Genomic DNA, 24134 nt, shown 5'->3' on the forward strand with positions numbered 1-24134 from the left:
AATAAAAAAATATTCCGGCCTGATTCAGTATGCCAGCGGAATAATTTTGATCCTTCTGGGAATTCTGTTGTTTTTGGGAAAATTAAGATTTACAGGAGTATAAGATGTTAAAAAAATATATGTTCATATTTATTATGTTGCTGACTTTTACCTGGACCATGGCAGACAAGCTGCCTGACTTCAAATTAACAAGCCTTGAAAATAAACCTGTCAGTATCAGTAGTTTGATTAAAGAAAATGATTATACACTGGTCAGTTTTTTTGAGACATGGTGCCCTTATTGTCGCGAGGAGTTAAAAGATTTCGTGATTCTCAAGAAAAAATACGGGTATCAGAAAATCGGTCACCTGGCAGTCGCTTTTGACAGCAATCCGGACTTGGTGGTGCGGCTCATTAAACAACTGGGTATAAATTTTCCTGTAATCAGAGGCAGTGATGAAATCCGCGCGTATTTGTCAATTCGTGCATATCCTGTAACTCTGGTTCTGGATAAAAATCAGAATATTATTCAAAATAATCTTGGGTACTATCCTTTGGATTATTATGAAAATTTAATCAAAGAGCTTAAAAAGGAAGGTAAAGGAGAGAAATAGATGGCAAAATACGAATATAAATGCCGGCACTGTCATTGCAGATTTTCCAAATCTGTAAAAATTGAAGAACGTAACCAGCCGCAAATGTGCCCGTCCTGCGGCAAAACCGATTCCGAAAAAGTTTTATCCAATATAGCTTTTAATAAAACAAATTTTCAGGATTCAGCTGACTGTGAATCTTGCGTAGAAGATTCAGGTCAGGCTGGCTGTCATGGTGACGGCTGTGCCTGCTGTTCAAATTAGTATGGTTTTTTTTGTTTTTGCTCAGACCTTCAGGTATGATATACTTCTTCTGTCACCCTGAGCCTGACGAAGGGTGAACAGTTTAATTTTTTGTCATACTGAGCTTGACGAAGTATGACAAAAAATTCTCAATACAGTTAATAACTAGAAGTTGTTAGCATTTTATGGAGGTAAAGCGTGAATATACTGGTAATAGGCAGCGGGGGCAGAGAACATGCTATTGTCTGGAAATTAGCGCAGAGTAAAAAAGTAAAAAAAATTTATGTAATGGCAGGTAATGGCGGCACTGCTCTTTTGGCTGAAAATTTGCCTGGAAGTGAAACCGATTTTCCCTTGATCCATAAATATATTTTAGATAAAAATATTGATCGGGTTATTGTTGGCCCTGAAATACCTCTTGTTGAGGGAATAGTAGATTACTTTGAGCTTAAAGGTATAAGAGTATTCGGGCCCGCTAAACATGCCGCTCAGCTGGAAGGCAGCAAGATTTTTTCCAAAGAATTCATGCTTAAATATAATATTCCTACAGCACAGTATGAGCAGTTTTCAGATATGCACGCGGCCATGAAATATTGCGACAGACAGGCGCGTTATCCTTTGGTAATCAAGGCAGACGGGCTGGCCTCCGGCAAAGGAGTATACATTGTTCAGGATGTGCGTGAAGCAGTAAAAACTCTGCAACAAATCATGCAGGACAAGATATTTGGTATTGCTGGCAATAAAGTAGTTATTGAGGAATTTTTGCAGGGTGAGGAAGCCTCAATTCTGGCTTTTGTTGATACTAAAACTATTGTGCCGATGGTTCCTGCTCAGGACCATAAGGCAGCATTTGATGACGATAAAGGGCCGAATACCGGAGGTATGGGCGCTTATTCTCCGGCTCCGATTATCAATTCAAAATTAATGGAAAAAATTAATAAAGAGGTTTTTGCCAGAGTTTTGGAAGGATTTCAAAAAGAAGGTATTATTTATCGTGGAGTTCTATATGCAGGGCTTATGATTTGCAAAGGCGAACCGAAAGTATTGGAATTCAATGCCAGATTTGGAGACCCGGAAACCCAGGTGGTTCTTCCCAGACTGGAAACAGACCTGGTAGATGTGGTGGAAGCGGTCTGCGAAGACAGGTTATCGGAATTGAACCTGAAATGGAAAGATGAATACGCGGTTTGCGTTGTTCTGGCAAGTGAGGGTTATCCTGGTTCTTATGAAAAAGGCAAGGAAATAAAAGGATTGGACAAGACCTCCCAACTGGTGTTTCACGCTGGTACAAAACTGGATAAGGACAAAGTAATAACTAATGGCGGACGGGTGCTGGGTGTGGTTGCTCTGGATAAGGATTTGAATAAAGCCATAAGAAAAGCATATGCGGATGTAGAACTGATCGAGTTTGATAATAAAATGTTCCGTAAAGACATCGGACAAAAGGCTTTCAAACATCTCTAAAATGGAAATTGTTCTTGCCAGTCATAATGCCCATAAGGTAAGGGAAGTAGCTGCTATTTTAAACTTCTGGAAGGTTTTGTCTTTAAAAGATATCGGATACTCTGCGGAGATTGAGGAAACCGGTAAAACTTTTGCCCAAAATGCGTTACTGAAAGCCGGGACCATTGCAGGCGCAATAAATAAAATAGTTCTGGCTGATGATTCCGGGTTGGAAATAAAATGTTTACATGGCGCGCCAGGCATATATTCAGCACGGTACGCCGGTGTTGGCGCTACCAAAGAAATGCTTTGTAATAAGGTGTTAAAGGAGATGGAGCAAGCCACTGACAGAAGTGCCCAATTTCATTGTGTGATGGCGTTGGTAGACCCTCTGAAAAATATCAGTAAAACTTTCGAGGGAATAGTTAAGGGGCAGATTATCCATGAGATGAAAGGTCAGAATGGTTTCGGATATGATCCGATTTTTTTTGTGCCTTCAAAGAATAAGACAATGGCCGAGATGTCCGAACAAGAAAAAAATTTGCTCAGCCACAGATTTCGAGCACTGGAACAGGTCAAAATCTATATTCAGGAACATTATTTAGGCGATGACAAATAAACATTCTAAAGTTTTATTTTTATCAAATGGTCACGGCGAGGACCTGATTGCCTGCGCTGTCATAAAAGAGTTGCAAAAAAAAGGAAATGTTGACATTTATGCACTGCCACTTGTTGGCAGAGGACTCGCATATTCAGCCCTAAAAGGAATAAAAATAATAGGCCCACAGAAAGAAATGCTGTCTGGAGGTTTTATTAAATCCGTGTCGGTATTCTTCAAAGACATTGTCAACGGTTTACTGTTTTTGCATTATAAGCAGGTAAAAAACGCCCGAAAAATTAAATATGATCTGGTCGTAAGTGTAGGTGATTTTTTCCCTTTTATCCTATCGGCACTTTTTATAAAATCAGATAATAAAATACTGATCGCAACCGCCAAATCTGATCTGTTTGAGCCTCATTTCGCGATTGAAAAATGGTTTTTTAGAAAATATAAAGTTCGCGTTTTTGCAAGAGATCAGGTGACAGCTGATAACCTGTTGGCAGAAGGTGTGCTGGCTGAGTATGCCGGTAATGTAATGATGGACCTGATAGATATCAGCAAGAGGCAAGTAGATGATAGCGAAACTGTAGTCGGTATACTTCCCGGCAGCAGATTCGAAGCCTATCGCAATTACGAAACTGTTAAACAGGTTATAACACATTTTCCGAAAGAATGGACTTTTCATGTGGCTGTTTCTTCTCATCTGCAACCTGAGAGATTTAATAACAGTGGTGTTCGGCAGAAGATTATATTTACCGATTTCTCTGACATTATTAATAAAGCCTCCTGTGTAATCGGTCTGGCAGGTACGGCAAATGAACAATGTATCGGCTGCGGCATACCTGTTTTTTGTTTTCCGGCAAAGGGACCTCAGACTACAAGGGAAAGATTTATTCAGCAAAGGAAGCTCCTTAAGGGATTAATTGAATTTGTAGACTCGCGGGATTCTGGTATAATAGCTAAGCAAATTCTGAAAAAAATGAAGGATTTCAAGTTTCTGCAGAAAGTACAAAAAGAGGGTCCGCTGGTAATGGGCAAGCATGGAGCCGCAGGCAGGATAACCAGGGAGATAGAATGTATTTTAGAATCCTCAAATACATAAAACCATATTATAAAAAATTACTTGTAGCTATATTTTTTGCTTTTATTTTTTCAGCTACCAATGTTTATTTTATTGCTCTGGTCCGCGATATCTCAAAGGCCATAGCATCAAAGGATATCTGGCTTTTTAATATCTATATCATAGACACTATAGGTTTATATATAGTGAGGCTTTTGTCCACTTATTTCCAGACCTACTGGATGGCCTATATTTCCAGCAGACTTACAATCGATTTAAGAGTTGAGCTTTATAAACACATACAGGGCCTTTCCCTGGATTTTTTTGAGAAATACAGACAAGGAGATATTATCAGTCGTGTGCTCAATGATATCGGGGCCATAGAAAATGTCATTCGCCAGAGCTTTACCCAGATAATACCGCAAACTCTCACTTTGATCGGAGTTTTCATCTATCTTGTAATAATCAACTGGAAACTTACTGTTTTAACCTTCATAGTTTTACCGGTTTTTATTTATCTTATCCAGATTTTCGCTAACCGTATCAGAAAAATCAGCAGTAAAATACAACGTAAAAATGCGGATATTATTTCCGTTTTGCAGGAATCCATAGCTGCCATAAGAATTGTTAAAGCTTTTGTCATGGAAAATTTCGAGACCAAAAGGTTTGTGCGGGAAAATGAAAGGAATTTCAAATTTACCATGCGTAATGTACGCATATCAGCTTTGCAGGAACCGGTTATAGGGTTCTTGCAATTCCTTTCTATAGTTCTTGTTATCTGGTATGGCGGTCAGCAGGTTGTTTTGAATGAAATGCCCGTTGAACAGCTTATAGCTTTTTTTACCGGGATACTGCTGTTAATAGACCCGGTAATTGCCTTAAGTAAAGTCTATACTCTCGTTGTCGGCGCCATGGCTTCCGCGGAAAGGGTTTTTAAAATCCTGGATATTATTCCTTCTGTAAAAGACAAGAAAAATGCGGTTATACTGGAAAACCTTCACGGAGATATAGAATTTAAAGATGTTTCTTTTGTTTATCCCGAGGGGCAGAACAAGGTCCTGGACAATATTAATGTCAAAATAAAAAGCGGAGAAACTGTAGCTATCGTTGGGCCTAGCGGAGCTGGCAAAACTACCTTTGTGAATCTTATACCCAGATTCTATGATGTTAGTGAAGGGGCCATTTTAATCGACGGGAAAGATGTAAGAGATCTTAATAGTAATTCTTATCGCAGCTATATTGGAATTGTTCCGCAGGAAACGATACTTTTCAGTGGTTCCGTGGAAAACAATATCGCCTACGGCAAAATAGGCGCCAGCAGAAAAGAAGTAATAGATGCCGCCAAACTCGCTAATGCCGATCAATTTATACTCAAAATGAAAAATGGTTATGTAACACGTATCGGAGAAAGGGGCATCAAGCTTTCCGGTGGACAGAAACAAAGAATAGCCATTGCCAGGGCTATTTTAAAGGACCCCAAAATACTTATTTTGGACGAAGCTACTTCTTCCCTGGATAACGAATCGGAAAAGCTTGTTCAGGAAGCTCTGGACAGGCTGATGAAAAACAGGACAACTCTGGTAATCGCACATCGCTTATCAACAATTATAAATGCCGACAGGATTTTGGTTCTCGACGAGGGTAAAATTGTGGAGAGCGGATCTCATAAAGAGCTATTAAAGAAAAATGGCCTTTATAAAAAATTATATGATATGAATTTTCAGTTTACAGCTGTCAGCAAAAAAGATTAATTCCGGTTAAGCCGCTTCCGTTTTATATAGGTCAACAGGAAGTTTGCCCTTTAGTGATGACGCTATGCTGTTCAGCTGAGTCCATCTTTCTTCCCAGACCTTTCGTACATTTTCCGGTAACTCGGTAAATGACGAATAGGTGGTACCATGGTTTTTATTGTATCTGGATAGAGCTTCAGCCTTTTCCTGCTCCTGATTTTCATTGGCTTCCAGATTTACCCTGGTATTAAGTTTTTTCATGAAGGTGTTCATGGTGTTCTTGAATTCGCTGTCGGAAGCACTCAGTTCATTCATTTTTGTATAAAAAGAATTCCCGGAATTAGCCAGGTCCGAACCCCATGTCTCCAACACAGCCCTGTCCAACACCCAAACACACTTGTTGTTGGCATTATCTTTTACTGCGTCGGTAAACATACTTTTGATCGTGTCATTATCCAGCTTGCTGAAAAGATCTCTGGCTACGCTGGAACCGGCCGTTGGATTGCTGGGATCGTTGGTGCAAAGAGCGATGTTCCTGAACATTAATCTCTGGTCATCGGCGTTAAGGGTTTTAAAGTAATCGGTAAATTCGCTGTTGTTTACCATTTTGCTCAACGCGTCATTAACTTTGCTCTGGGAGATTTTGCCGTTCGTGATCATTTTGTCTATCTGTTGGAAGAATTTTGCTGTCTGGTTTTTGTCAAAGGATTTGAGCTCGTCTAAATTTCCCTGTGCAATCGAATCCAGCAGGCCGTTCAGGAAATTCTGCATATTAGTTTTTAAAGTTGAGGTTTTTTTTATCTTATTCTGTTTTATTGTAATATCATAATCGTCAGATTCTCCGTTAGCTGTACCGTCCAGATCTATATTGAATGTGGTTATGCCTGTGCCGTCAAAGCCTTTTACATCGCCTATATCGTTTCCATCATGGCTGTAGATATTGTTATTTTTTATAAAGGCAAGCTCATCAACAGATATGCGATCATCTTTGTTCATATCCAGACAAATCAGATCCACAGTGCCGGTGCTGTCTGTGCCGTATGTCCAGGGCATACCGGCACCGCTAAATGAACTGGCATCAAATTGTTCGTCTGCTTCAAATTTACCGTCTTTATCCAGGTCAAAACTTACTTTGCCTGTTTTACTGTCATACTGATAATTTGTGTTCATATCCATTAAATATTTAAAATCCATAATCTCCCCCTGTTAATTATTGTTTTCTAAATATAGATATCGGTAAAAATTTAAAAAGAATTGTAACGAAAAAAATTGATTTATTTATTTTGTCAGATTAAATAACCACCGGTTTTTATGAACTGATTATAGTATTTCTTTACCCCTTCTTCGACAGTGTTGAAGTTTTCGGTAAAGCCCGCCTTGCGCAGCCTGGTCAGGTCTGCTTCAGTGAAACCCTGATACTTGCCTATTAATTGGTCGGGGAAAGGAATATATTTTATTTCAGTTTTAGGATTCATTTTCTGTAAAGCGAGTGCTATATCATTAAAGCTCTGAGCTTTGCCGGTGCCGCAGTTAAAAATTCCGTTTACTTTTTTTTCAAAGAAAAACAGATTTATTTTTACCGCGTCTTCGATAAATATAAAGTCACGTTTGAAGTTCTGACTTCCTTCAAAAAGTTTCATCGGTTCTTTGTCTTTAATCTGGTTCATTAAGTGAAAGGCAACAGAGGCCATTCTTCCTTTATGGTTTTCTTGATAGCCATAAACATTAAAATAACGAATCCCGCAAATTTGTGAGCTTAGGTTCTTTTTGTAATTAAAAATATTGCGTACATAATTATCGAACATGTATTTGGAAAAAGCATAGATATTCAAGGGATATTCGCAGGAAGGGTCTTCCTTGAAACCTGAGTCACCATTGCCGTACACGGAAGCGCTTGAAGCATAAATAAAGTCTATATTATGCAGTAAGGCAAAATCCAGTAATGCCTTGGAATATTCATAATTATTTTTCATCATGTACCGGCCGTCGGTTTCCATAGTATCCGAGCAGGCTCCAAGATGAAAAATGGTCCGAATATTTTTATATTGCCCCAGACTTTTTATGAAATCTTCTTTATCTACAAAGTCTTCAATTGTACAGCCGTTAAGATTAAGATGTTTGCTGGGATTCTTCAGGCTGTCTACAACTATAATTTGTTTGATGCCTTTGGCATTAAGGGCTTTGACAATATTGCTCCCTATGAATCCTGCCCCTCCGGTAACGATTATCATGCATCCGCTCCTTATATTTACTGCTCACATTGTATATTTTTTCTATCAGTTTTGGCAATGAGTAGTTCGAGCAATGTCATCCTGAGATAGTTTACCCTGAGCTCCGCCGAAGGGAAGGATTGACACTAGATATTCTGTCTACACTTCGTCAAGCTCAGCATGACAGAATACATTAATTCGTCTACTGTTTTCATTTGATTTTCCTTAAAAATCGTTGATATACTTCAGAACCCTGTAGCATATTATGATAATAATTATTAGCCTCAAACATATTGCATCCCTGCACACATTTCCGCCAGTCGGTAAAACATAGCATACCTTTCTGAGCTTTCAAAAAATACTCTCCGGGATTTTCAGGAAAAGTACTGCTGAGGATAAAAGGCTTGATATTTCCTTGGGAAATATCTTTGGTGTCGCAGCACATAGCTGCTTGCCCCAGGCTGTTTATGTGCATTTTTAAAAGCGGTGCAAAACAGACCGGGAAGTTCATCCGATAATCGTATAGCAAGCGGTCCAGCCTGTTGGAATTAATTATAAATTGAGGGGTGCTGGAAGCTTCCTTATCTTTAATTATGCTGTAAAGAGCTTCATTTTTAAAAAATTTTCTGGTTTTTTGCTGTTCATCAAAAGAATATGCCGGTTTAAAAGAAGCCATGGCCGCGCCGTATTTTTTACTTTTTTTGAGGAAGTTATTTATTTCTGCTTTATTTGTATCAGGATGCAAAAGCATTGATGTCCTGATTTTTAAAGGCAGGTTATATTTTTCTATAATTTTTCGTGTCTCTTGAACAACCTGAAAAATGTGTTCATTGTTTAGTTCATGAATAGAAACATTGAACCATTGAATTGTGTTCTGATAATTCTTATAAAGTGCTTTTAGCTGGTTAGGCCTGATTTTATTGATCCTCATAAAAGCCGCGCCCCAGGAATTGAATTCGGTCAGTAAACCCTGTTTCAGAGCCATTTTAAATATTTGCGGGAATTCTTTATATTCTCCCGGTTCACCGCCTCCTGTCAGAAAAAGCTGTCGACCGCCAAAATGTGCAAAGGAATTGATTATTGACAGATTTTTTGTGATTGGTAAATGAGTGTGTAAGTCAGCCTGTTTATATGAACAGTTTAGGCAATCTTTCGGAGGTTGTTTGCCGGTTTTGTGTTGTTTGAAGTTTTGTACCTGTTTTTTATAACTGCAATAACCTGTCAGATCAAGCTGCAGTTCTGAAGGAAAAAAAGAAGGCAGGGTATTTTTAAGAAATATGCTTGTAATTATGTCCATGGCAACCTGATTACTACGCTGCAAAAAGGCATTGTCAAAGACAGAACTGTTTATTTTATTGTTATTATCAGCGATAATTTTTGTTCGCATTTCATTATTTCTTAATGTCATCCCGACCGAAGTGGAGGGATATGCATTTCCTTATTATTATTAAAAGTCAGATTTCTCGACTACGCTCGAAATGACGTTTATTGCTGGCTCATGCTAAGCATATATTGTTAATATTCGTGAAATATTTCATAAAAATTCGTGAAAATTTCATAAAGCTTGTTCGATAAATTGGCATGGTGAATTTAAAAGCTATTGCGGGCAGTTGTGGTGTGGGTATCTCAACCGTTTCCACAGCCCTTAATCATCCGCAAAAAATTTCCAGGACACTGCGTGAAAAAATTCTGACCAGCGCCAGGAATATGGGATACTTTGAAAAGAATAACAAGAATGTTCTGACAAAGGTTATTATTGTCGCGGATAATTATAAAAATTATTTCTATGGAGAATATTATCAGGACGTTATTTTTGGTATTCAGCAGCAATTATCATCCATGAAAATACCTCTGCTTATTCTTTCTGATTTTTCAATTGATTATTCAGAGATTTATGATTACAGCGGTATAATATTTGTAGGCAGAACGCCAGAGGAATATATTTCCAAAGCCGTTAAATACAAAATACCTTTTATTCTTGCCGGGCATCCCTTTCATAATAATCAGTTCACCTGCGTTTATCAAAATACAGTGAGCGGTATTCAGGACTTGCTGGAATATGTCGTTAGTTGCGGCCATAAAAATATTGCTCTTTTAAAGGGCGAGACAGACCCGCTGGACTGGGCCTGGGGGAATTTTAACTCCACCTTCCTGGATGTCCTTAAGGACAGACGGATAGACTTTTCGGACAAAGATATTTTTCAGGCCAGTTATCACAAAGTAGAACTGGTTGAAATAGCGGTAAATAAATTGCTGTCTGCCGGAAAGAAGTATTCGGTGGTAATGTGCTCAAATGATTTGTTGGCCTGCTATGTCTATAAAGTGGCTGAAAAATATAAGATAAGAATTCCAGCCGAAATTTCTATAACCGGATTTGATGGTATAAACTTTCCCCGCCATACAAGAAGATATGAGCCGGAATTAACAACAATGGTAGCGGACAGGATTTTGATTGGTACCGAAGCGGTAAAAGGCTTAATCCTGATTATTAAGAAAGACGAAAAATATAAAGGCGCGGTAATTGATATGGTGCCCCATATAGGCAACAGTGTAATAAGAGTTTAATACTGCCCTAGTACATGCATTCAGCTAATTTTTTGACAGAGCCCATATAAATAAAGTAATATATACTCACTATGGTAGACAAAGTCAGAAAAAAACTGGTACTACATTTTCCCTCCAATTTAATAAATAAACCGATTGCTTATCATCTGGTAAAAGACTTTAATCTGGTCATCAATATCCTGCAGGCCAGCGCCATGGAAGAAAAGGATTCGTTTCTTATTCTGGAAGTAATGGGCAAAAAAAAGGATTTGGATAACGCTATAACTTTCCTCAAAACACAAGATATCGAAGTAGAAGACATGGAAAAGGGAATCAATCTTAATTTCAATAAATGTATCCATTGCGGTCTATGTGTAGGCTTATGTCCTACTGAGGCCCTGACCATCAATCAGAAGAATTACGAAGTGTGTTTTGATAAAAGTCAATGCATTGTATGTGATTTGTGCCTTAAGTATTGCCCGGTTAACGCCATCGAAATGGAGTTTTTAAAATGATAGTTACCAATCATCAGTTACTGAATATGGTAAACAAGGATGGTCTTAAAAAGACTGCCGCCAAAGTGGACAAAGTGTCCCTTGGTGTTTTTGAACCGCTGGACCATATCTATTTAAGGTTCGCTGTAAAAGACCTTGATGTGAAGCCTTTTTCAGCAAAACTTCAAAATGTTCCGCTGCATATCGAAAATAATGATCATTTTCTGGTAGGTTCACAAACTCTGGCCCAGGATGATCCGATGAATTCACATTTCCCCGGTGAGTTTACCTATGGCGGAGCGTTCCTAATTGAGGACTTGATCAATAAAAAGCATTTGGATTTGCGCGTGAACGGTTACATTAATGATGTTTTTGAAAAACATGAAATACGTAAAAATATAACCATGAAGGATATCAGCGAGGCCGAGTTGATCGCCGATATTTATCCGTACCAGGGCTTTAAAGCCTATGTAAATTCATCTGAGCACTTTAAGTTTACCGAGAACGGTATGGTCAAAAATAACTTCAGTACAATCAATTTTCGCAGTAGCGGCATACTTCAGCTTATCATAGAACTTCGTAAAAATATCGATAAAATATTTTTTGGTGGGACCAACGCTGAATATATATTTTCCAATAACGGACATTTAAAAATTACCGGTAATTTCCTGAAAATGGATACACTGTATATCAGCGGACTTAGTCTAAAGGGCTTTGGCGTTTATTTGGCAGTAGGTATAGGAGCCTTGATAAACGTTAATAAAAAACAGGACATCATTGAAAAAATTGTTGATAATGAAAACCGCTGCTTCAATGTTTTTGACATTGCAGCAAAAAAAGAACTGGAAAAAACCACATTTAAAGACCTGAAAAAACCTATTTTTACTTATAAGAAAAACAAAATGAAAACAGCCTCCCTTACCAGTTTGTACCTGTCCGAAAAAATAGCGGAAAAGATACAGAAGTAGTTTTACCAGACTCGGATTTCACAAGTCGTTAAGATTACTGTTATAAATTGCCTGATAATTTTGATGCGCGTGCCAGCAGATCACTTATTAAATTGAAAATTTCCTCGCTGCAATCTTTTTTTACTTGTAAACCTTGACTTATCGATTCAAGTTGTCGTTTCACGTTTTCCAGATAGATTATGGACCTGTCTCTTTGTTTCGGGCTGGGATGGTTGCAGGTAATTTCCATAAGAGCTTCGATGTGATTTACTATGGAATATGCTTCATCCACAACCTCCGCGTCATAATATCCTCTTGAATTGGTAAAGAAATTTTTGTCGAGATAGTCAGCATCATATACGCGTAAAACAGTTTTATAAAAATGTCTTGTTAGAGACCCCATTGTTTCTCTAAGTTTGATGTGGCCCAAAGCCTCATGGGCAATGACTTCTATTATATGTTCCAAACTGCCGTCCAGCCGGTCTAAAAAAATACCGATTCGTCGGGAGCTGGTGTAAGCTTCTCCTAATTTGTCTTTTTCTGACGATGTAGTTAAAAGATCAATGTAACTGATGTGTTTTATTATTTCATCATATATTTTTAAGGATGTATGCTTTACTTGTGTCATTGCTTGTTCTATTTTAGCGACATCTTTAAATACTCCGGCAACAGTTATGGAAGTGTCTTCCAAAACAGGCCATAAATATTCCCTGAACAGGTTTCTGTTTTTATCCATATGCTGCACAACCGTATTGCTTCTTAGATATTCCAGGCTGCGGGAAAACAATATTTCATCGGCTGCTTTAAATACTACATTTTGTTTATCAACTTCAATAATAATATCCGTATTTTTCAGGCCGTTTGAGAATTGCCAGTATCTGGGCAGTCCGCTGATAAACAATCTGCCTTGTTCATCAGTCTGCGTAATAAATGTTCCGCGAAGATCAGCCATATAGGCAATTGCCTCAATACCGCCATATACACCTGAAGCGTAAGGATACTGTCCGATTTGTTTATCGTTGGAGTAGATGAAATTATCTTTTACAGTGATATCCGCATGGGTTTCTTCATATTCTCTGGAACGGGCGACATTAATAATGGACAAACGCAGGTCAGGAATAGTCAGTTTGTTTCTTTTAAAAGTGACATCAACGGTGTATTTGCCAGAGCTTATAATACCGGTGTTATGTGGTAGAGATTGCATCATGGTATCCGTACTGTTGAAGATTACCCTGCCATTGTTGTCCAGAAGACTGAGGAGAGCAGGAAGGTCTTCCATATAGCCTTCCATGTCATAATAATATTCGGAAAGTATCCATTCGGCGTTATGCATACCCGGAACAGATTCTCCGGGAGTAGTTTCCAGTACATCATAAAAATTTATGCCCGGACATCTCAGCAAACTGCTGAAGCGGCTGATACATGGTTCTCTCCTTAAGGCTTTGTTGCCTGTAATAGTTGAAGTTATTATTATTATTTCCAAAATATTCAGAGATGTCAGTAATTCAATATATTTTGCTTCATAGTTTTCCGAAGATCGGCCAAAACGTCCTGTGATTACCTTGTCTTGTTTTACAGTGGTGTCAGGGTTACGCAATTGTTCGATAATGGATTCTCTTTCTTTGATACTGGCACTGGATAAATTTTTAATACTTAAATGAGCGGGCGCAATATTATTTTTCGCGTTGTTAATGAAAACATCAAATATCCTGGTATACAACGCGCTAAGGTATTCTATTTCATAAGATAGCTCAGGGACAACGTTTATAAGCACATAATGATCTTCCTGATCGCGCAACATATCCAGTTTTTTGATAAGGGGTCCTATCCAAGGTTCAATAGCCCACAGTTTGGAGATGAGTTCTTCTTTTTTTTCTTTTAGATAATATTCGTTCGCTTCCAACGCATAGCGCATTGTTTTTAGAATTTGTTCGAACTCTTTATCTACTTTGCTGATCATGGTTGAAAGTTTTTCATATTCATCCTTAAAATCAGCCATAGTATAGGTGTTTGTAATGCTAACTATTTTTTTGTTCATGGATTTAAATTCCTTGCCTTAGTAAAATATCGGCAAAAAACAAATCCGATTTCAAAGATTTGTAAAACATTTTGGAGAATGTGGATTTTGTGCCATTCGGCGTTGTTTTATACATGACAAAAAAAAGCGGATGTGGTTTAATTTTTTCTAAAGAATTAAGCCCAGTTTTGTAAGGAATTAATAAAAAAGATTAATTGACATAAAACAGCAATAATGGTATCTTTCCTTACTGTGCAAAAATTTGGGAATTATAAGGAGATTTAAGCATGTATGCGATTGTGGAAGTAGCGGGAAAACAATACAAGGTCACAAAAGGCCTTAAGCTTTATGTAGATCTGCTCAATGAAGATGTTGATAAGGCAGTCAGTCTTGATAAAGTTTTATTCGTTAAAATGGAAAATGATATTAAAGTAGGAATGCCTTATGTGGAAGGCGCAAGTGTTGAAGCAGTTGTAAAAGACCCTACTTTTAAAGACAAGAAGGTTATTGTTTTTAAATTCAAAAATAAAACCGGTTATCATAAAACACAGGGGCACAGACAGAAATATACCATGCTGGAAATCCTGGATATTTTAACCGAAGGCAAGAAAATTAAAAAAGCAGCCAAAGCAGAAAAAGAAGTTATTACCGAACAGATTGGGGAAAAGCCGGAAATAGTAGAAGCTGCTAAAGAAGCTGTTGAAGCAAAATCCGATACGAAAAAAGAAAGCGTGAAAGTTAAAAAAACAGAGGAAGTCGCTGAAGTGAAAACTGAAGAAAAGAAAAAGAAAAAAGTAGAAGAGACTAAAGCAACCGACTCTGAAAAACCGGTTCGTAAAAAAGCTAAAGCCAAAGAAGAATAATTTAAGGAGACCATTATGGCACATAAAAAAGGTAAAGGTAGTTCAACAAACGGCAGAGACAGTAATCCCAAATATCTCGGTGTAAAAAAATTCGGCGGTCAGCAGGTTGTAGCCGGCAATATTATCGTGCGTCAGCGCGGTACTCAGATTAAACCCGGAAGTAATGTAGGTTTGGGTCGTGATTTCACCATTTATTCTCTTATTAACGGTATTGTAAAGTTCGGAACGGTTAAAGGTGATCGTAAGATAGTCAGCGTTTTTGAAAAATAACAAGCTGGTTTTCAGATATAGAATTTAAAAAGCGGACACATAGTCCGCTTTTTTATTTTATACTCTTTCAAAATTGGTTTTCGGCTTTGCTCGCCTCGGCGAAGCCTCCGGCGTAGCGTGGGTTGTCTGCGTCGCCATGTGCTCGACGTATGTTTGAATACACCTCCGCGCTTGGCTCCTGGGCGCCTTGCCGAATTCCCAATTTTGTGCGAGTATGCCTTAAACCAGTTTAAATTATGTATATATTCCGGTTTAGTTGAAAGGATTTATATGTTTGTTGATTACGCGGAAATAAAAATTAAAGCAGGACATGGCGGAGCGGGCAGTGTACATTTCCATCGCGAAAAATATGTCCCCAAAGGCGGTCCTGACGGTGGAGACGGTGGTAAAGGCGGGGATGTGATATTTCAGTCCGATCATAATTTAAAAAGTCTTATGGACTTTAATTATCAAAAAGAATATTTAGCCGGTGACGGTATGCCGGGAGGGGGTAGGGACTGCTACGGAAAAGCGGCTATCGACCTGCATGTAAAAGTTCCTGTGGGTACCATCGTTAAAAATAAAGAAACGGGCGAGACAATAATCGATTTTAACGCAGACAATATGGTCCATGTCATGGCCAAAGGAGGGTTGGGCGGCAAGGGTAATGCCCGATTTGCCAGCAGCACCAATCAGACACCTTTTTATGCTCAGAAGGGCCTGCCGGGACAGGAAATGGAAATAATATTGGAACTGAAACTCATAGCGGATGTAGGAATAATCGGTCTGCCGAATGTCGGTAAATCTTCACTCATTTCTCAGATGACACATTGTAAGCCCAAGATTGCCAATTATCCTTTTACAACACTGGTGCCCAATCTGGGAGTGGTCAAGTATAAAAACGAAAAAGAATTTATTATTGCGGACATGCCCGGCCTTATAGAAGACGCGCATCATGGACATGGTCTGGGCATTCAATTCCTCAGACATATTGAAAGAACCACAATCCTTGTGCATGTTCTGGATATTTCCGATTTCTATAATCGTGATGTCCTGGATGATTTTCAGGTAATAAATAACGAACTTGAGCTATATAATCCGGATATAAAGAAAAAAGAACAGATTGTCGTTTTTAATAAGATAGATGCTGTAGCAGATAGAAAAAAAATTACTCAGCTTAAAAAAAAGTTTAAGAAATATCAGGTACTGGCTTTGTCCGCTGCAACCGGGGAAGGTGTCGCCGAACTTATCGACCGGCTGGCTTCTAAAGTAACATAAAAAATAAATATATAGAGTTATCCACAGGTAAAACGTGAAAAGTGGTCAATCGTTAACCTCATCCCCCTTCAGGAAACATCGATACAGGCAGTTGCATACGACTGTTTCTTCTTGTCCCTTCACTTTTCACCTTTCACTTTTCAGGATTTTGACTACTCATTGTGGTCAATCGGTAAAATTTGCAGAATTTTCAATTTTCATCTTTAATTGACTTTCAAAATTTTCTTTGTTAGTTTTTAATTACTATGGATTTTTTTAGCGACCCCAATTTGTTAAATGTTAATCTGCAAAACGCTGTCGCTAATAGTAGCAATACCAATTTGTTCAGCGCGCCAAATCCCAATGACCCAAATCAGACAGCTTTATATTTTCAACAGAAATTTTCGGATATATTCAGCGATTTTTTAACCACCTCTTCTGTAGATAGTGGTGACTTAACCGGCTCCAATAGCTCGGACCTTGATTCTTTGCTGGGCAGTTCTACAACAGACTCCTTGCTAACTAACTCCAATTATGAGCTGGTCCAGTTGATGATGGCCCAGAACGGACTGAATGCTTTTACTAATATTGACCAGCTAAACAAAACCTCAGCTCTGATCGGCGAAACAGCTTCATATAGTTATAACGGCGCCAGATTAACCGGAATTATTCAAAGCGTGGTAAATAATAATAATCAGATTTTTCTGAAAATAGATGACAATCTTGTCGCTCTGGATCAAATTGCAGAGATTAAAAAAGGTACAGTTTAATGCTTGATATTATGAAAAATGGCGAAAATGCCATGAGAGCTTTTGAAACTGCTCTCAGAATACAGACAGCCAATATGGGCAATATGAGCACAGTTGGCTACAAATCTCTCAAATATTCTTTCAAAACCATATTCAACAAAGTTTTAAATACGGGTTCGGCCGGAACGATCGATACCGGAGGTACCAATCCCAATCAGGAAGGTTCCACAGTCGGTCTTGCCAATATATGGGTTGATTTTTCCCAGGGAGAAATCGGCAGCGGGGGTAAATTGGACCTTGCTTTACAGGGCAACGGTATGTTTATGGTTTCTCCGGATAATGGCAGAACTTTTTTATATACCAGGTCTGGTAATTTCAAATTCAGCCAGGACGGATTTTTACTGGATAATTCCGGGAGGCAGGTTTATGGCTTCAAATATCTGGGGAATGGACAATACGATACTACCAATATTTCACCGATAAAAGCTAATGATTCCGCTACAGCCGGATGGCAATATCAGGGACGCAGCGGAATATTGGTAAATGATTATGATGCATCACAGAAAAATGTGGGTGATCTGGAAAACGCCAAGCCATTATATAAAGTTGCGCTTACGGATTTTCCCAACAGCGCGGCTCTTATCCAGCATGACGGTACAACATACAGAGCAACTCCCGCAGCCGGCATCCCGTTCAGTCCGGCAGTATCCGGAGAAAACGGTATGGCTGAGGCTATTTCACAGGCTGTTGAAAAGTCTAATGTGTTTTTTATAGGTGAAACGGTTGATGCCATGGAAGTTCAGCGAGCTATGTCTGCGAGTTTGACCGCAGTAAAAATAGCAAGTCAGCAAATACAAAATATTATTCAGCAGTTAGGATCATAAAATAATTAATAGTTTTATTTATGAAATCTAATATCAGCATAAATTATCAGGTGCATCATGAAGACTGGCATATATATAACCCGGTCAAGGACGAAGTTGTCAACGTAACACAGCCGGCGCCGTCATTTTCCAGAAAGGACATTGTCGGCTTTCAAAATCAGTTCAGAAAATTACTGGAGCTCTGGAGGGCTTCGCTGGAAGCTCTTTTTTCGGTATCGTTTGTGGTTACAGGATTCCAGTTTGATCAGCTTTCCTTTAAAGATTATTTTTCCATGGAAAATCATATAATTTATAGCATCAGGGAAAAAGACATGTTTTTTTCCATCTATATCGAGGACAGGATTGCCAAGTATTTGATCAATCAGTCATTCGGTGTCACAGAACTAGCTGTGGACAAGTTATCTTTTTCCGATATGGAGCAGCTGTTTTTCAGTCAGTTGTTCCAGGACCTGTTTATCCCGTTATTTGGGAAGACCGGTATTATTTCCGGACAACCGGATTATGAGTTTATTTATGGCAAAAAAGAAAAAAATACTTTAATCAATGATTCTGAGACCTATTATTTATTTACTTTCCATATGCAGCTACCGAATATTCACGAGAAGACCAAGGTTATTTTCGCTCTCACGAAGAAAAATCTGGAACAGTTTATGAGCCGGTTAAAATTTCCCGGAGAATCATTTTCCAGGATAATTCTTAATCCAATGGTGCAAAAGAAATTTAACACGGAAGTTGATGTGATTTTTGATGAGGTGACAATTAATTTGTCGGAATTACAGGCCTTACGTGGCGGTGATGTTTTATTGACTGGTAAAAAAATAGGTGATCAGGTCGAGGTGATTATAGGCAATGATCTGAAATTTTCAGCACTTCCTGGAATAATAAACGGTAAAATGGGTGTTCAGCTTAAGCATAAACTTGCCGATAATTCGAAAAAAGAAGATAATATTGAAGAAAAATTAACATTAAGTATGTCTGATGATCAAAACTCAGAGGATGAGGAATGGTTTGAGAAATCAGAGGAAGAGGAAGCCGACAGCCAGGATGAGGCATTTGTTTCCAAACTTGATGAAGAGGATAATTCTGAAAATGAATTTGATTGGGAGAATGTTTAATGAGCGTGGATAAAGAAGGTTTGCGGGAGCTGATAGAAAATAATTTATTCGGTGAAGGCGAGGAGAACTTTTCTCTGGATGATTTGCTTAGTAACGACAAAGAAGGTACTGGTGACGGTGAACTGTCATTAGAACCACAGGAAGAACAGATTCTAAATAAAAGTTTGGATATTGAGGACTCTTTTGATGACACGCTGGGTATGCTTAATGAAGCCATGGATGTCGGTACTGTTAGCTCAGCTGAACAACTCAGTGATAAAAACGATTACGACAATCTGGACTTGTCATTCGAATCTGCTGATAGCGAACCTCAGCCCGCAGCAACAATTGATGAGCATGATGAGGAAGAAGTAATGTTCGAGGATGAGTTCCATATACCCGATGGTCAGTCACCGGATATGAAGTTAGGACCGCTGGAAGAAGAAGAAAAAATTGTTGATGATTATATTAACAAAGTTGAAAAGGAAGTTGAGGAAACCCTGGTTATTAATGAACCTGTTTATGACGTCCCCAAAGTTGAACCCAAAATAATCGAGGAACCTGTTGCTCCTCCGGTAAGGGAAAGAACCGAACAGGAAGAATATGTTAATATCAGGCCTATAGAATTTCCTGAACTGGACGCGAAAATAACCGGAAAGAATTTTGACCTGGATTTTTTTGCCAATATTCCCGTAAAAATTGATGTTTATCTGGGAAATACTACCATTTCACTGCGCGAAATTTATGAGTTGACCGAAGGATCGGTTATTGAACTGAACAAACTCTTCGGAGAGCCTCTGGAGCTGAAAATCGGTGGACAGATCATAGCAGTCGGAGAAGTAGTTGCGGTAGACAATAACTATGGTATTATGCTAAAAGAAATTGTAAACGCGAAAAAATGAACTTGAGTATTTTTTATTTTATTAATATATTTGTTGTACTGCTGCTTATATTCGCCCTGATTTATGCAGGTTCCTTCGTTTTGAACTATATTCCGGGACGAAAAAGAAAGAACAGCAGGCTCAAACTTGTAGAGTATCTTCCCTTACAACCACAGATCGGGGTATATATAGTTTCTTTGGATGGCGATGAATATCTGGTTTCAGTGAGCAACAGGTCAATTCAGCAACTCGTCAAAATCGAAAAAAAAGATTTTGCCGGAGAACTGAAAAAGAAACAAGACACAAAGCAATGATACTCGCCGCTCCCGTAATGAACCTGGATTATAATACTTTACTCACAGGAACGCCGATACAGTTCAGCAATTCCATTTCTCTGATAATTTTTTTGTCATTACTTTCGGTTATTCCTTTTTTTCTGATCTCTGTTACTTCATTTTTGCGCATTACTGTAGTTTTGGGTATGCTGCGCAGCGCAATGGGTACACAGCAGTCGCCTCCGAATATGGTAATTATTTCGTTGGCCTTATTTATGACTATATTTATTATGGCCCCTGTCTGGCAGGATATTAAAGTAAATGCGCTTGATCCTTTTAATAAAGGCAAGATTACACAGGAACAGGCGCTGGTTAAAACCATAGAACCGATCAGACAGTTTATGTTTAAACAGGTCAGCGAGAAAGACCTGGCCCTGTTTTCGGAATTTGCCAAACTTGATCTTAAAAAAATTAAATCCCGTGATGATATTCCTACTTATGTTTTAATACCTGCCTTTATGATCAGCGAACTGAAAAAAGCTTTTATGATTTCCTTTGTAATTTTTTTGCCGTTCGTACTTATCGATTTGCTGGTGTCCAACATTTTGCTCTCTCTGGGCATGATGATGCTTTCACCGGTTATGATCTCGCTGCCATTCAAAATACTTTTCTTTGTTTTGGTGGACGGTTTTAACCTCATTGTTAAGGGGCTGATGGAAAGTTATTCTCGCTAGATTATTTCTGCTGACCGGCTTTTTGCTGGCCGCTGTTTATCAGGTTGATTATTATGGAAATTTATCTCCACAGCTTTTAAGGGCAGTGCCGTTTGACCTAAAGCTCGACCAGGACGAGACAGGTGCTCTCAAATATTGGAGCCGGCAGGCAGATAATTTTATTCTCTATAATAATGATGAAACGGATAATTGGCAGCAAGTGTCTTTTCGCAGGGTTCCAGCTCCTGCCAAAAGCCCTGTAAAACTATTGCTTTACAGCAACAAACCTGAGAGCATCAGCCAATCGGGAGTTTTATACAAAAGAGATAATGTCAGCGGTAACTTCAGATTGCTGTTTTATCATATGAACGCGGGTGATGATGACGGGGTCTTGTATGTCAGTATAAAGCCCGGTCAAAACCGGCCATTTTATTATACTGCTGGCATCGGAGGCCCGGACCCGTCAGGGATTTATGTAGGGCGGGTAATTGCCAGAACATTGTTCAAAGAACCCAATTGCGGTTATTTGATGAACCAAAACCTGGAAAGATCTTATGAAATTAAAAAGAGTTATGTATTCGGAGGCATTATTGATGTTTTCCCTTTAAACGAATCCGTGACATATGATGTCAGTGTTACATTTTGCTTTAACAATGATATGAAAGATGAGGCAGAGAAAAAATACAATAGACAGTCAGGAGATCTGTACCGCTATCATGAAATTGTTACCGGTGTTCCGCTTACCAATGGAAACAAACTCTATAATATTGTTATCGGGCAGGACAAATTTCTTCAGCACAATACCAAAACTCTTGATGGAAATTATGGTGTAAATCATCGTTATGAAATATTTTTTCCATCCGCAGGTATTTACGGAATGTATTTGACCCCGAACGGAGGACCAGCCGGCCTGGTCTTCAAACTTGACGAAAAAGTTTATGAATATTACGCCAGTCAGGACATTTTTTTGATGGATATAATAGTTGATTTCCCGCAAACAAAAGTATTGGAAACTTTCCCGCTTCCGGGTTCAAATTATCCCGTTACTATTACTCTTAAAAAGAAAAAGTAGTATACTATTTTTCATGACAATAGGTATAGCTACAGATTATCTGCGTCAGGGTATAAATTTACTGCTTCTTCTGGTCTTGCCATCTGTAGGTGCCGGCTTGGCTGTGGGTCTGCTGATCTCATTGTTTCAGGCAGTTACTCAAATTCAGGAACAGACGCTTACCTTTGTACCCAAAATGATAGTGGTTTTCATTGTCATTTCCATTACTTTTCCCTGGATGGCATCAAGTATAATATCCTGGACTACTTCTCTGTGGTCTAATATTCCCAAGTTTTAGATGATTCTTAACATTTCCAAAATTCTTTTCATGCTGCTGATGACAGCCAGAATTTTCGGTTTGTTCCTCAGTGTCCCGGTACTCAGCGACAGGTCCATACCTCAAATGATAAAACTGGTGCTGGCCTTGTGGATAGGACTTTTGTTGGGTATGGCCACCCCTATGCCGAGCGATATACCTCAAATACCGCTGGTCTTTGTAATAGCTCTGGTAAATGAGCTTTTTGTGGGGTTCCTAACCGGTTTTATTTGTCGTATTATTTTTGTAGGGATAGAAATGGCCGGTGCCATGATGGACATGCAGATGGGGCTAAGCGTGGCTGCCACCTTTGACCCGGCAAACGGAGGTCAGGTTACCATTATGGAACGTATTATGTTTACTCTGGCTACTTTTCTGGTGTTGGCAACCAATACACACCATCTGTTTCTGGTATCTATTTATGAAAGTTTCAAGGTCATACCCGTGGCACATTTTGTCGAATATCAGGGAATTTTGCAACAGTTGGGAAGCTTGGCTTCCAAGCTGTTTATGACTGCCCTGGATTTGTCCATACCATTGCTGATCATTATTTTTTTACTGGATTTTTCCCTTGGTCTTCTGGCCAGGTTGGCACCGCAGGTTAATGTTTTTTTCCTTGGGTTTCAGATAAAACCCATGCTCGGATTATGGATATTTGTTTTTATTATTCCGGTTTTGGCTAATGACATCAGCAACATTTTTAACGAGACTATGGTGGAAATTTATAAATTTTTTTCCAATGTAAAGGTGTAGTATGGGCGATCAGGGCGACAAAACAGAAGAACCCACGCCGCACAAGCTCAGGGAGGCGGCCAAAAAAGGGCAGGTTGTAAAAAGCAGGGAAATCACGACTGCTTTTCTGTTTTTTGCTTCTTACTATGTGCTGGCCTGGAGCCTACCCTATATGTGGAAAAGCGTGACCAATTTTTTTCTGTTAACCTTTTCTATGATTTCTCATGATATCGAATTTGCGCAGGTACTCAGAATTTTAAAGGAACTTCTAACAGTCATGCTTTTAACCTTGCTACCTTTAATGCTTACCAATGTGATCATAGCTATAATCGTGGAGTCATTACAATCCGGCTTCAATATGTCTATGGAACCGCTAATGCCGAAACTGAACAAATTGAATCCTTTGGAAGGGTTTAAACGAATATTTTCTTTAAAAGGTTTGGTAGAACTTGCCAAATCTATAGCCAAGATGGGCATTATATTTTACATCATGTATAAAGCCTTACTGCCTGTGTTGCCTGTCCTGTTACGTGCCGGCGCACTGCCTATACTGGCCGCTATTGCCTTGACCGGTGATATCGCCATGAAAGTAGCTATACGTGTTGGTATGTTTTACGCTTTTATCGCCATTCTTGATTACTTTTGGCAACGTCAGCAGTTTATGAAACAAATGCGCATGACCAAGCAGGAAGTAAAGGATGAATATAAAAAACTGGAAGGCGATCCCATGGTCAAGCAGCGGCAAAGAGATATGGCCAGATCATTATCGTCAGGACGCAGAGGTGGTGGGGTGGCCGGAGCTGACGCTGTTGTTACTAACCCTACACATATAGCTGTGGCCCTTAAATATGATAGCGATGTGATGCAGGCACCTCAGGTAGTAGCCAAGGGAAAACTTCTTATTGCCGAAGAAATCAAACGAATTGCCGACGAGAACAATATTCTTATTACGGAAAACAAGGAGCTGGCCTGGGCCCTTTTTAACGCTGTGGAAGTAGGGCAGGAAATAACTCCGGAACTTTATACTGAGGTAGCCGGTATCCTGGCTATTGTATACGAGATCAGGAATAAAAGAAAAAAGGCGGCGTGAATAAGAGATAAGAGATAAGAGATAAGAGATAAGAGATAAGTGGCAGGTGGAATGTTGAAGGGTTGAATTGAGTCATACTGAGCTTGCTGCTTAAGTTTAAAAAGATCATAGGGATGAAA

At 38.9% G+C, this 24134-nt stretch carries 26 protein-coding genes; 22 read left to right on the forward strand and 4 right to left on the reverse strand.

Annotated features, from left to right (window positions below; genetic code table 11):
* Positions 1-104: 104 nt before the first annotated feature.
* The 6 genes from PHV30_03775 (at position 105) to PHV30_03800 (ending at position 5670) form a co-directional block, all read left to right on the forward strand.
* A complete protein-coding gene (locus tag PHV30_03775; protein ID MDD5456132.1) occupies positions 105-593 on the forward strand; it encodes a TlpA disulfide reductase family protein in 489 nt (162 codons plus the stop codon).
* On the forward strand, positions 594-836 hold the full coding sequence (locus PHV30_03780) for a zinc ribbon domain-containing protein (GenBank protein ID MDD5456133.1): 243 nt from the start codon (positions 594-596) through the stop codon (positions 834-836).
* A 177-nt stretch (positions 837-1013) separates the two neighbouring features.
* Entirely contained in the window at positions 1014-2279 is a 1266-nt protein-coding gene (purD, locus tag PHV30_03785; protein MDD5456134.1) for a phosphoribosylamine--glycine ligase, read from the forward strand.
* Position 2280: 1 nt separating this feature from the next.
* The gene (locus PHV30_03790; GenBank protein MDD5456135.1) at positions 2281-2877 is read left to right on the forward strand and encodes an XTP/dITP diphosphatase; all 597 of its coding nucleotides are present in this window, start codon (positions 2281-2283) and stop codon (positions 2875-2877) included.
* Positions 2867-3961 carry a hypothetical protein gene (locus PHV30_03795; protein ID MDD5456136.1) on the forward strand — a complete coding sequence of 365 codons (1095 nt, stop codon included), beginning with the start codon at positions 2867-2869 and terminating at the stop codon, positions 3959-3961. Before PHV30_03790 ends, PHV30_03795 begins: the two co-directional genes overlap by 11 nt.
* Positions 3934-5670, forward strand: coding sequence for an ABC transporter ATP-binding protein (locus PHV30_03800; protein MDD5456137.1), 1737 nt, complete (start codon positions 3934-3936; stop codon positions 5668-5670). Before PHV30_03795 ends, PHV30_03800 begins: the two co-directional genes overlap by 28 nt.
* A gap of 6 nt (positions 5671-5676) precedes the next feature.
* Here PHV30_03800 and PHV30_03805 read toward each other — a convergent pair whose 3' ends face one another.
* From PHV30_03805 to PHV30_03815, 3 genes are all read right to left on the reverse strand, one after another.
* A complete protein-coding gene (locus PHV30_03805) occupies positions 5677-6843 on the reverse strand; it encodes a hypothetical protein (GenBank protein ID MDD5456138.1) in 1167 nt (388 codons plus the stop codon).
* Positions 6844-6935: 92 nt separating this feature from the next.
* Positions 6936-7880, reverse strand: coding sequence for an ADP-glyceromanno-heptose 6-epimerase (gene rfaD, locus PHV30_03810; protein MDD5456139.1), 945 nt, complete (start codon positions 7878-7880; stop codon positions 6936-6938).
* Positions 7881-8070: 190 nt separating this feature from the next.
* A complete protein-coding gene (locus PHV30_03815) occupies positions 8071-9246 on the reverse strand; it encodes a hypothetical protein (GenBank protein ID MDD5456140.1) in 1176 nt (391 codons plus the stop codon).
* Between the two features lie 194 nt (positions 9247-9440).
* Between PHV30_03815 and PHV30_03820 the strand changes: the two genes are divergently transcribed.
* The 3 genes from PHV30_03820 (at position 9441) to PHV30_03830 (ending at position 11865) form a co-directional block, all read left to right on the forward strand.
* Positions 9441-10424, forward strand: a complete 984-nt coding sequence (locus tag PHV30_03820) for a LacI family DNA-binding transcriptional regulator (protein MDD5456141.1) — start codon at positions 9441-9443, stop codon at positions 10422-10424.
* Positions 10425-10495: 71 nt separating this feature from the next.
* Positions 10496-10918 carry a 4Fe-4S dicluster domain-containing protein gene (locus tag PHV30_03825; GenBank protein ID MDD5456142.1) on the forward strand — a complete coding sequence of 141 codons (423 nt, stop codon included), beginning with the start codon at positions 10496-10498 and terminating at the stop codon, positions 10916-10918.
* Entirely contained in the window at positions 10915-11865 is a 951-nt protein-coding gene (locus PHV30_03830; protein ID MDD5456143.1) for a homocysteine biosynthesis protein, read from the forward strand. The genes PHV30_03825 and PHV30_03830 overlap by 4 nt, the downstream gene beginning before the upstream one ends.
* 40 nt (positions 11866-11905) lie before the next feature.
* Here PHV30_03830 and PHV30_03835 read toward each other — a convergent pair whose 3' ends face one another.
* Entirely contained in the window at positions 11906-13882 is a 1977-nt protein-coding gene (locus tag PHV30_03835; GenBank protein MDD5456144.1) for a hypothetical protein, read from the reverse strand.
* Between the two features lie 266 nt (positions 13883-14148).
* Between PHV30_03835 and rplU the strand changes: the two genes are divergently transcribed.
* From rplU to flhB, 13 genes are all read left to right on the forward strand, one after another.
* Entirely contained in the window at positions 14149-14724 is a 576-nt protein-coding gene (gene rplU / locus PHV30_03840; protein MDD5456145.1) for a 50S ribosomal protein L21, read from the forward strand.
* 15 nt (positions 14725-14739) lie between these two features.
* Positions 14740-14994, forward strand: coding sequence for a 50S ribosomal protein L27 (rpmA, locus tag PHV30_03845; GenBank protein MDD5456146.1), 255 nt, complete (start codon positions 14740-14742; stop codon positions 14992-14994).
* Positions 14995-15264: 270 nt separating this feature from the next.
* A complete protein-coding gene (gene obgE / locus PHV30_03850) occupies positions 15265-16251 on the forward strand; it encodes a GTPase ObgE (GenBank protein MDD5456147.1) in 987 nt (328 codons plus the stop codon).
* A 245-nt stretch (positions 16252-16496) separates the two neighbouring features.
* On the forward strand, positions 16497-17000 hold the full coding sequence (locus tag PHV30_03855) for a hypothetical protein (GenBank protein MDD5456148.1): 504 nt from the start codon (positions 16497-16499) through the stop codon (positions 16998-17000).
* Positions 17000-17863 (forward strand): flagellar hook-basal body complex protein, encoded by an 864-nt coding sequence (locus PHV30_03860; GenBank protein ID MDD5456149.1) that lies wholly within the window; start codon positions 17000-17002, stop codon positions 17861-17863. The genes PHV30_03855 and PHV30_03860 overlap by 1 nt, the downstream gene beginning before the upstream one ends.
* 20 nt (positions 17864-17883) lie before the next feature.
* Positions 17884-18978, forward strand: coding sequence for a FliM/FliN family flagellar motor C-terminal domain-containing protein (locus PHV30_03865; protein ID MDD5456150.1), 1095 nt, complete (start codon positions 17884-17886; stop codon positions 18976-18978).
* On the forward strand, positions 18978-19859 hold the full coding sequence (locus tag PHV30_03870; protein ID MDD5456151.1) for a FliM/FliN family flagellar motor switch protein: 882 nt from the start codon (positions 18978-18980) through the stop codon (positions 19857-19859). Before PHV30_03865 ends, PHV30_03870 begins: the two co-directional genes overlap by 1 nt.
* Positions 19856-20152, forward strand: coding sequence for a flagellar biosynthetic protein FliO (locus tag PHV30_03875; GenBank protein ID MDD5456152.1), 297 nt, complete (start codon positions 19856-19858; stop codon positions 20150-20152). Before PHV30_03870 ends, PHV30_03875 begins: the two co-directional genes overlap by 4 nt.
* Positions 20149-20847, forward strand: a complete 699-nt coding sequence (gene fliP / locus PHV30_03880) for a flagellar type III secretion system pore protein FliP (protein ID MDD5456153.1) — start codon at positions 20149-20151, stop codon at positions 20845-20847. The genes PHV30_03875 and fliP overlap by 4 nt, the downstream gene beginning before the upstream one ends.
* Positions 20848-20869: 22 nt before the next feature.
* Positions 20870-21898, forward strand: a complete 1029-nt coding sequence (locus tag PHV30_03885; GenBank protein MDD5456154.1) for a hypothetical protein — start codon at positions 20870-20872, stop codon at positions 21896-21898.
* 13 nt (positions 21899-21911) lie between these two features.
* A complete protein-coding gene (gene fliQ / locus PHV30_03890) occupies positions 21912-22175 on the forward strand; it encodes a flagellar biosynthesis protein FliQ (GenBank protein ID MDD5456155.1) in 264 nt (87 codons plus the stop codon).
* The gene (gene fliR, locus PHV30_03895) at positions 22176-22946 is read left to right on the forward strand and encodes a flagellar biosynthetic protein FliR (GenBank protein MDD5456156.1); all 771 of its coding nucleotides are present in this window, start codon (positions 22176-22178) and stop codon (positions 22944-22946) included.
* A 1-nt stretch (position 22947) separates the two neighbouring features.
* On the forward strand, positions 22948-24015 hold the full coding sequence (gene flhB, locus PHV30_03900; GenBank protein MDD5456157.1) for a flagellar biosynthesis protein FlhB: 1068 nt from the start codon (positions 22948-22950) through the stop codon (positions 24013-24015).
* Positions 24016-24134 lie beyond the last annotated feature (119 nt).

The sequence above is a fragment of the Candidatus Margulisiibacteriota bacterium genome, from assembly GCA_028715625.1.
In the GTDB taxonomy this organism is placed as follows: Bacteria; Margulisbacteria; Riflemargulisbacteria; order GWF2-35-9; family GWF2-35-9; genus JAQURL01.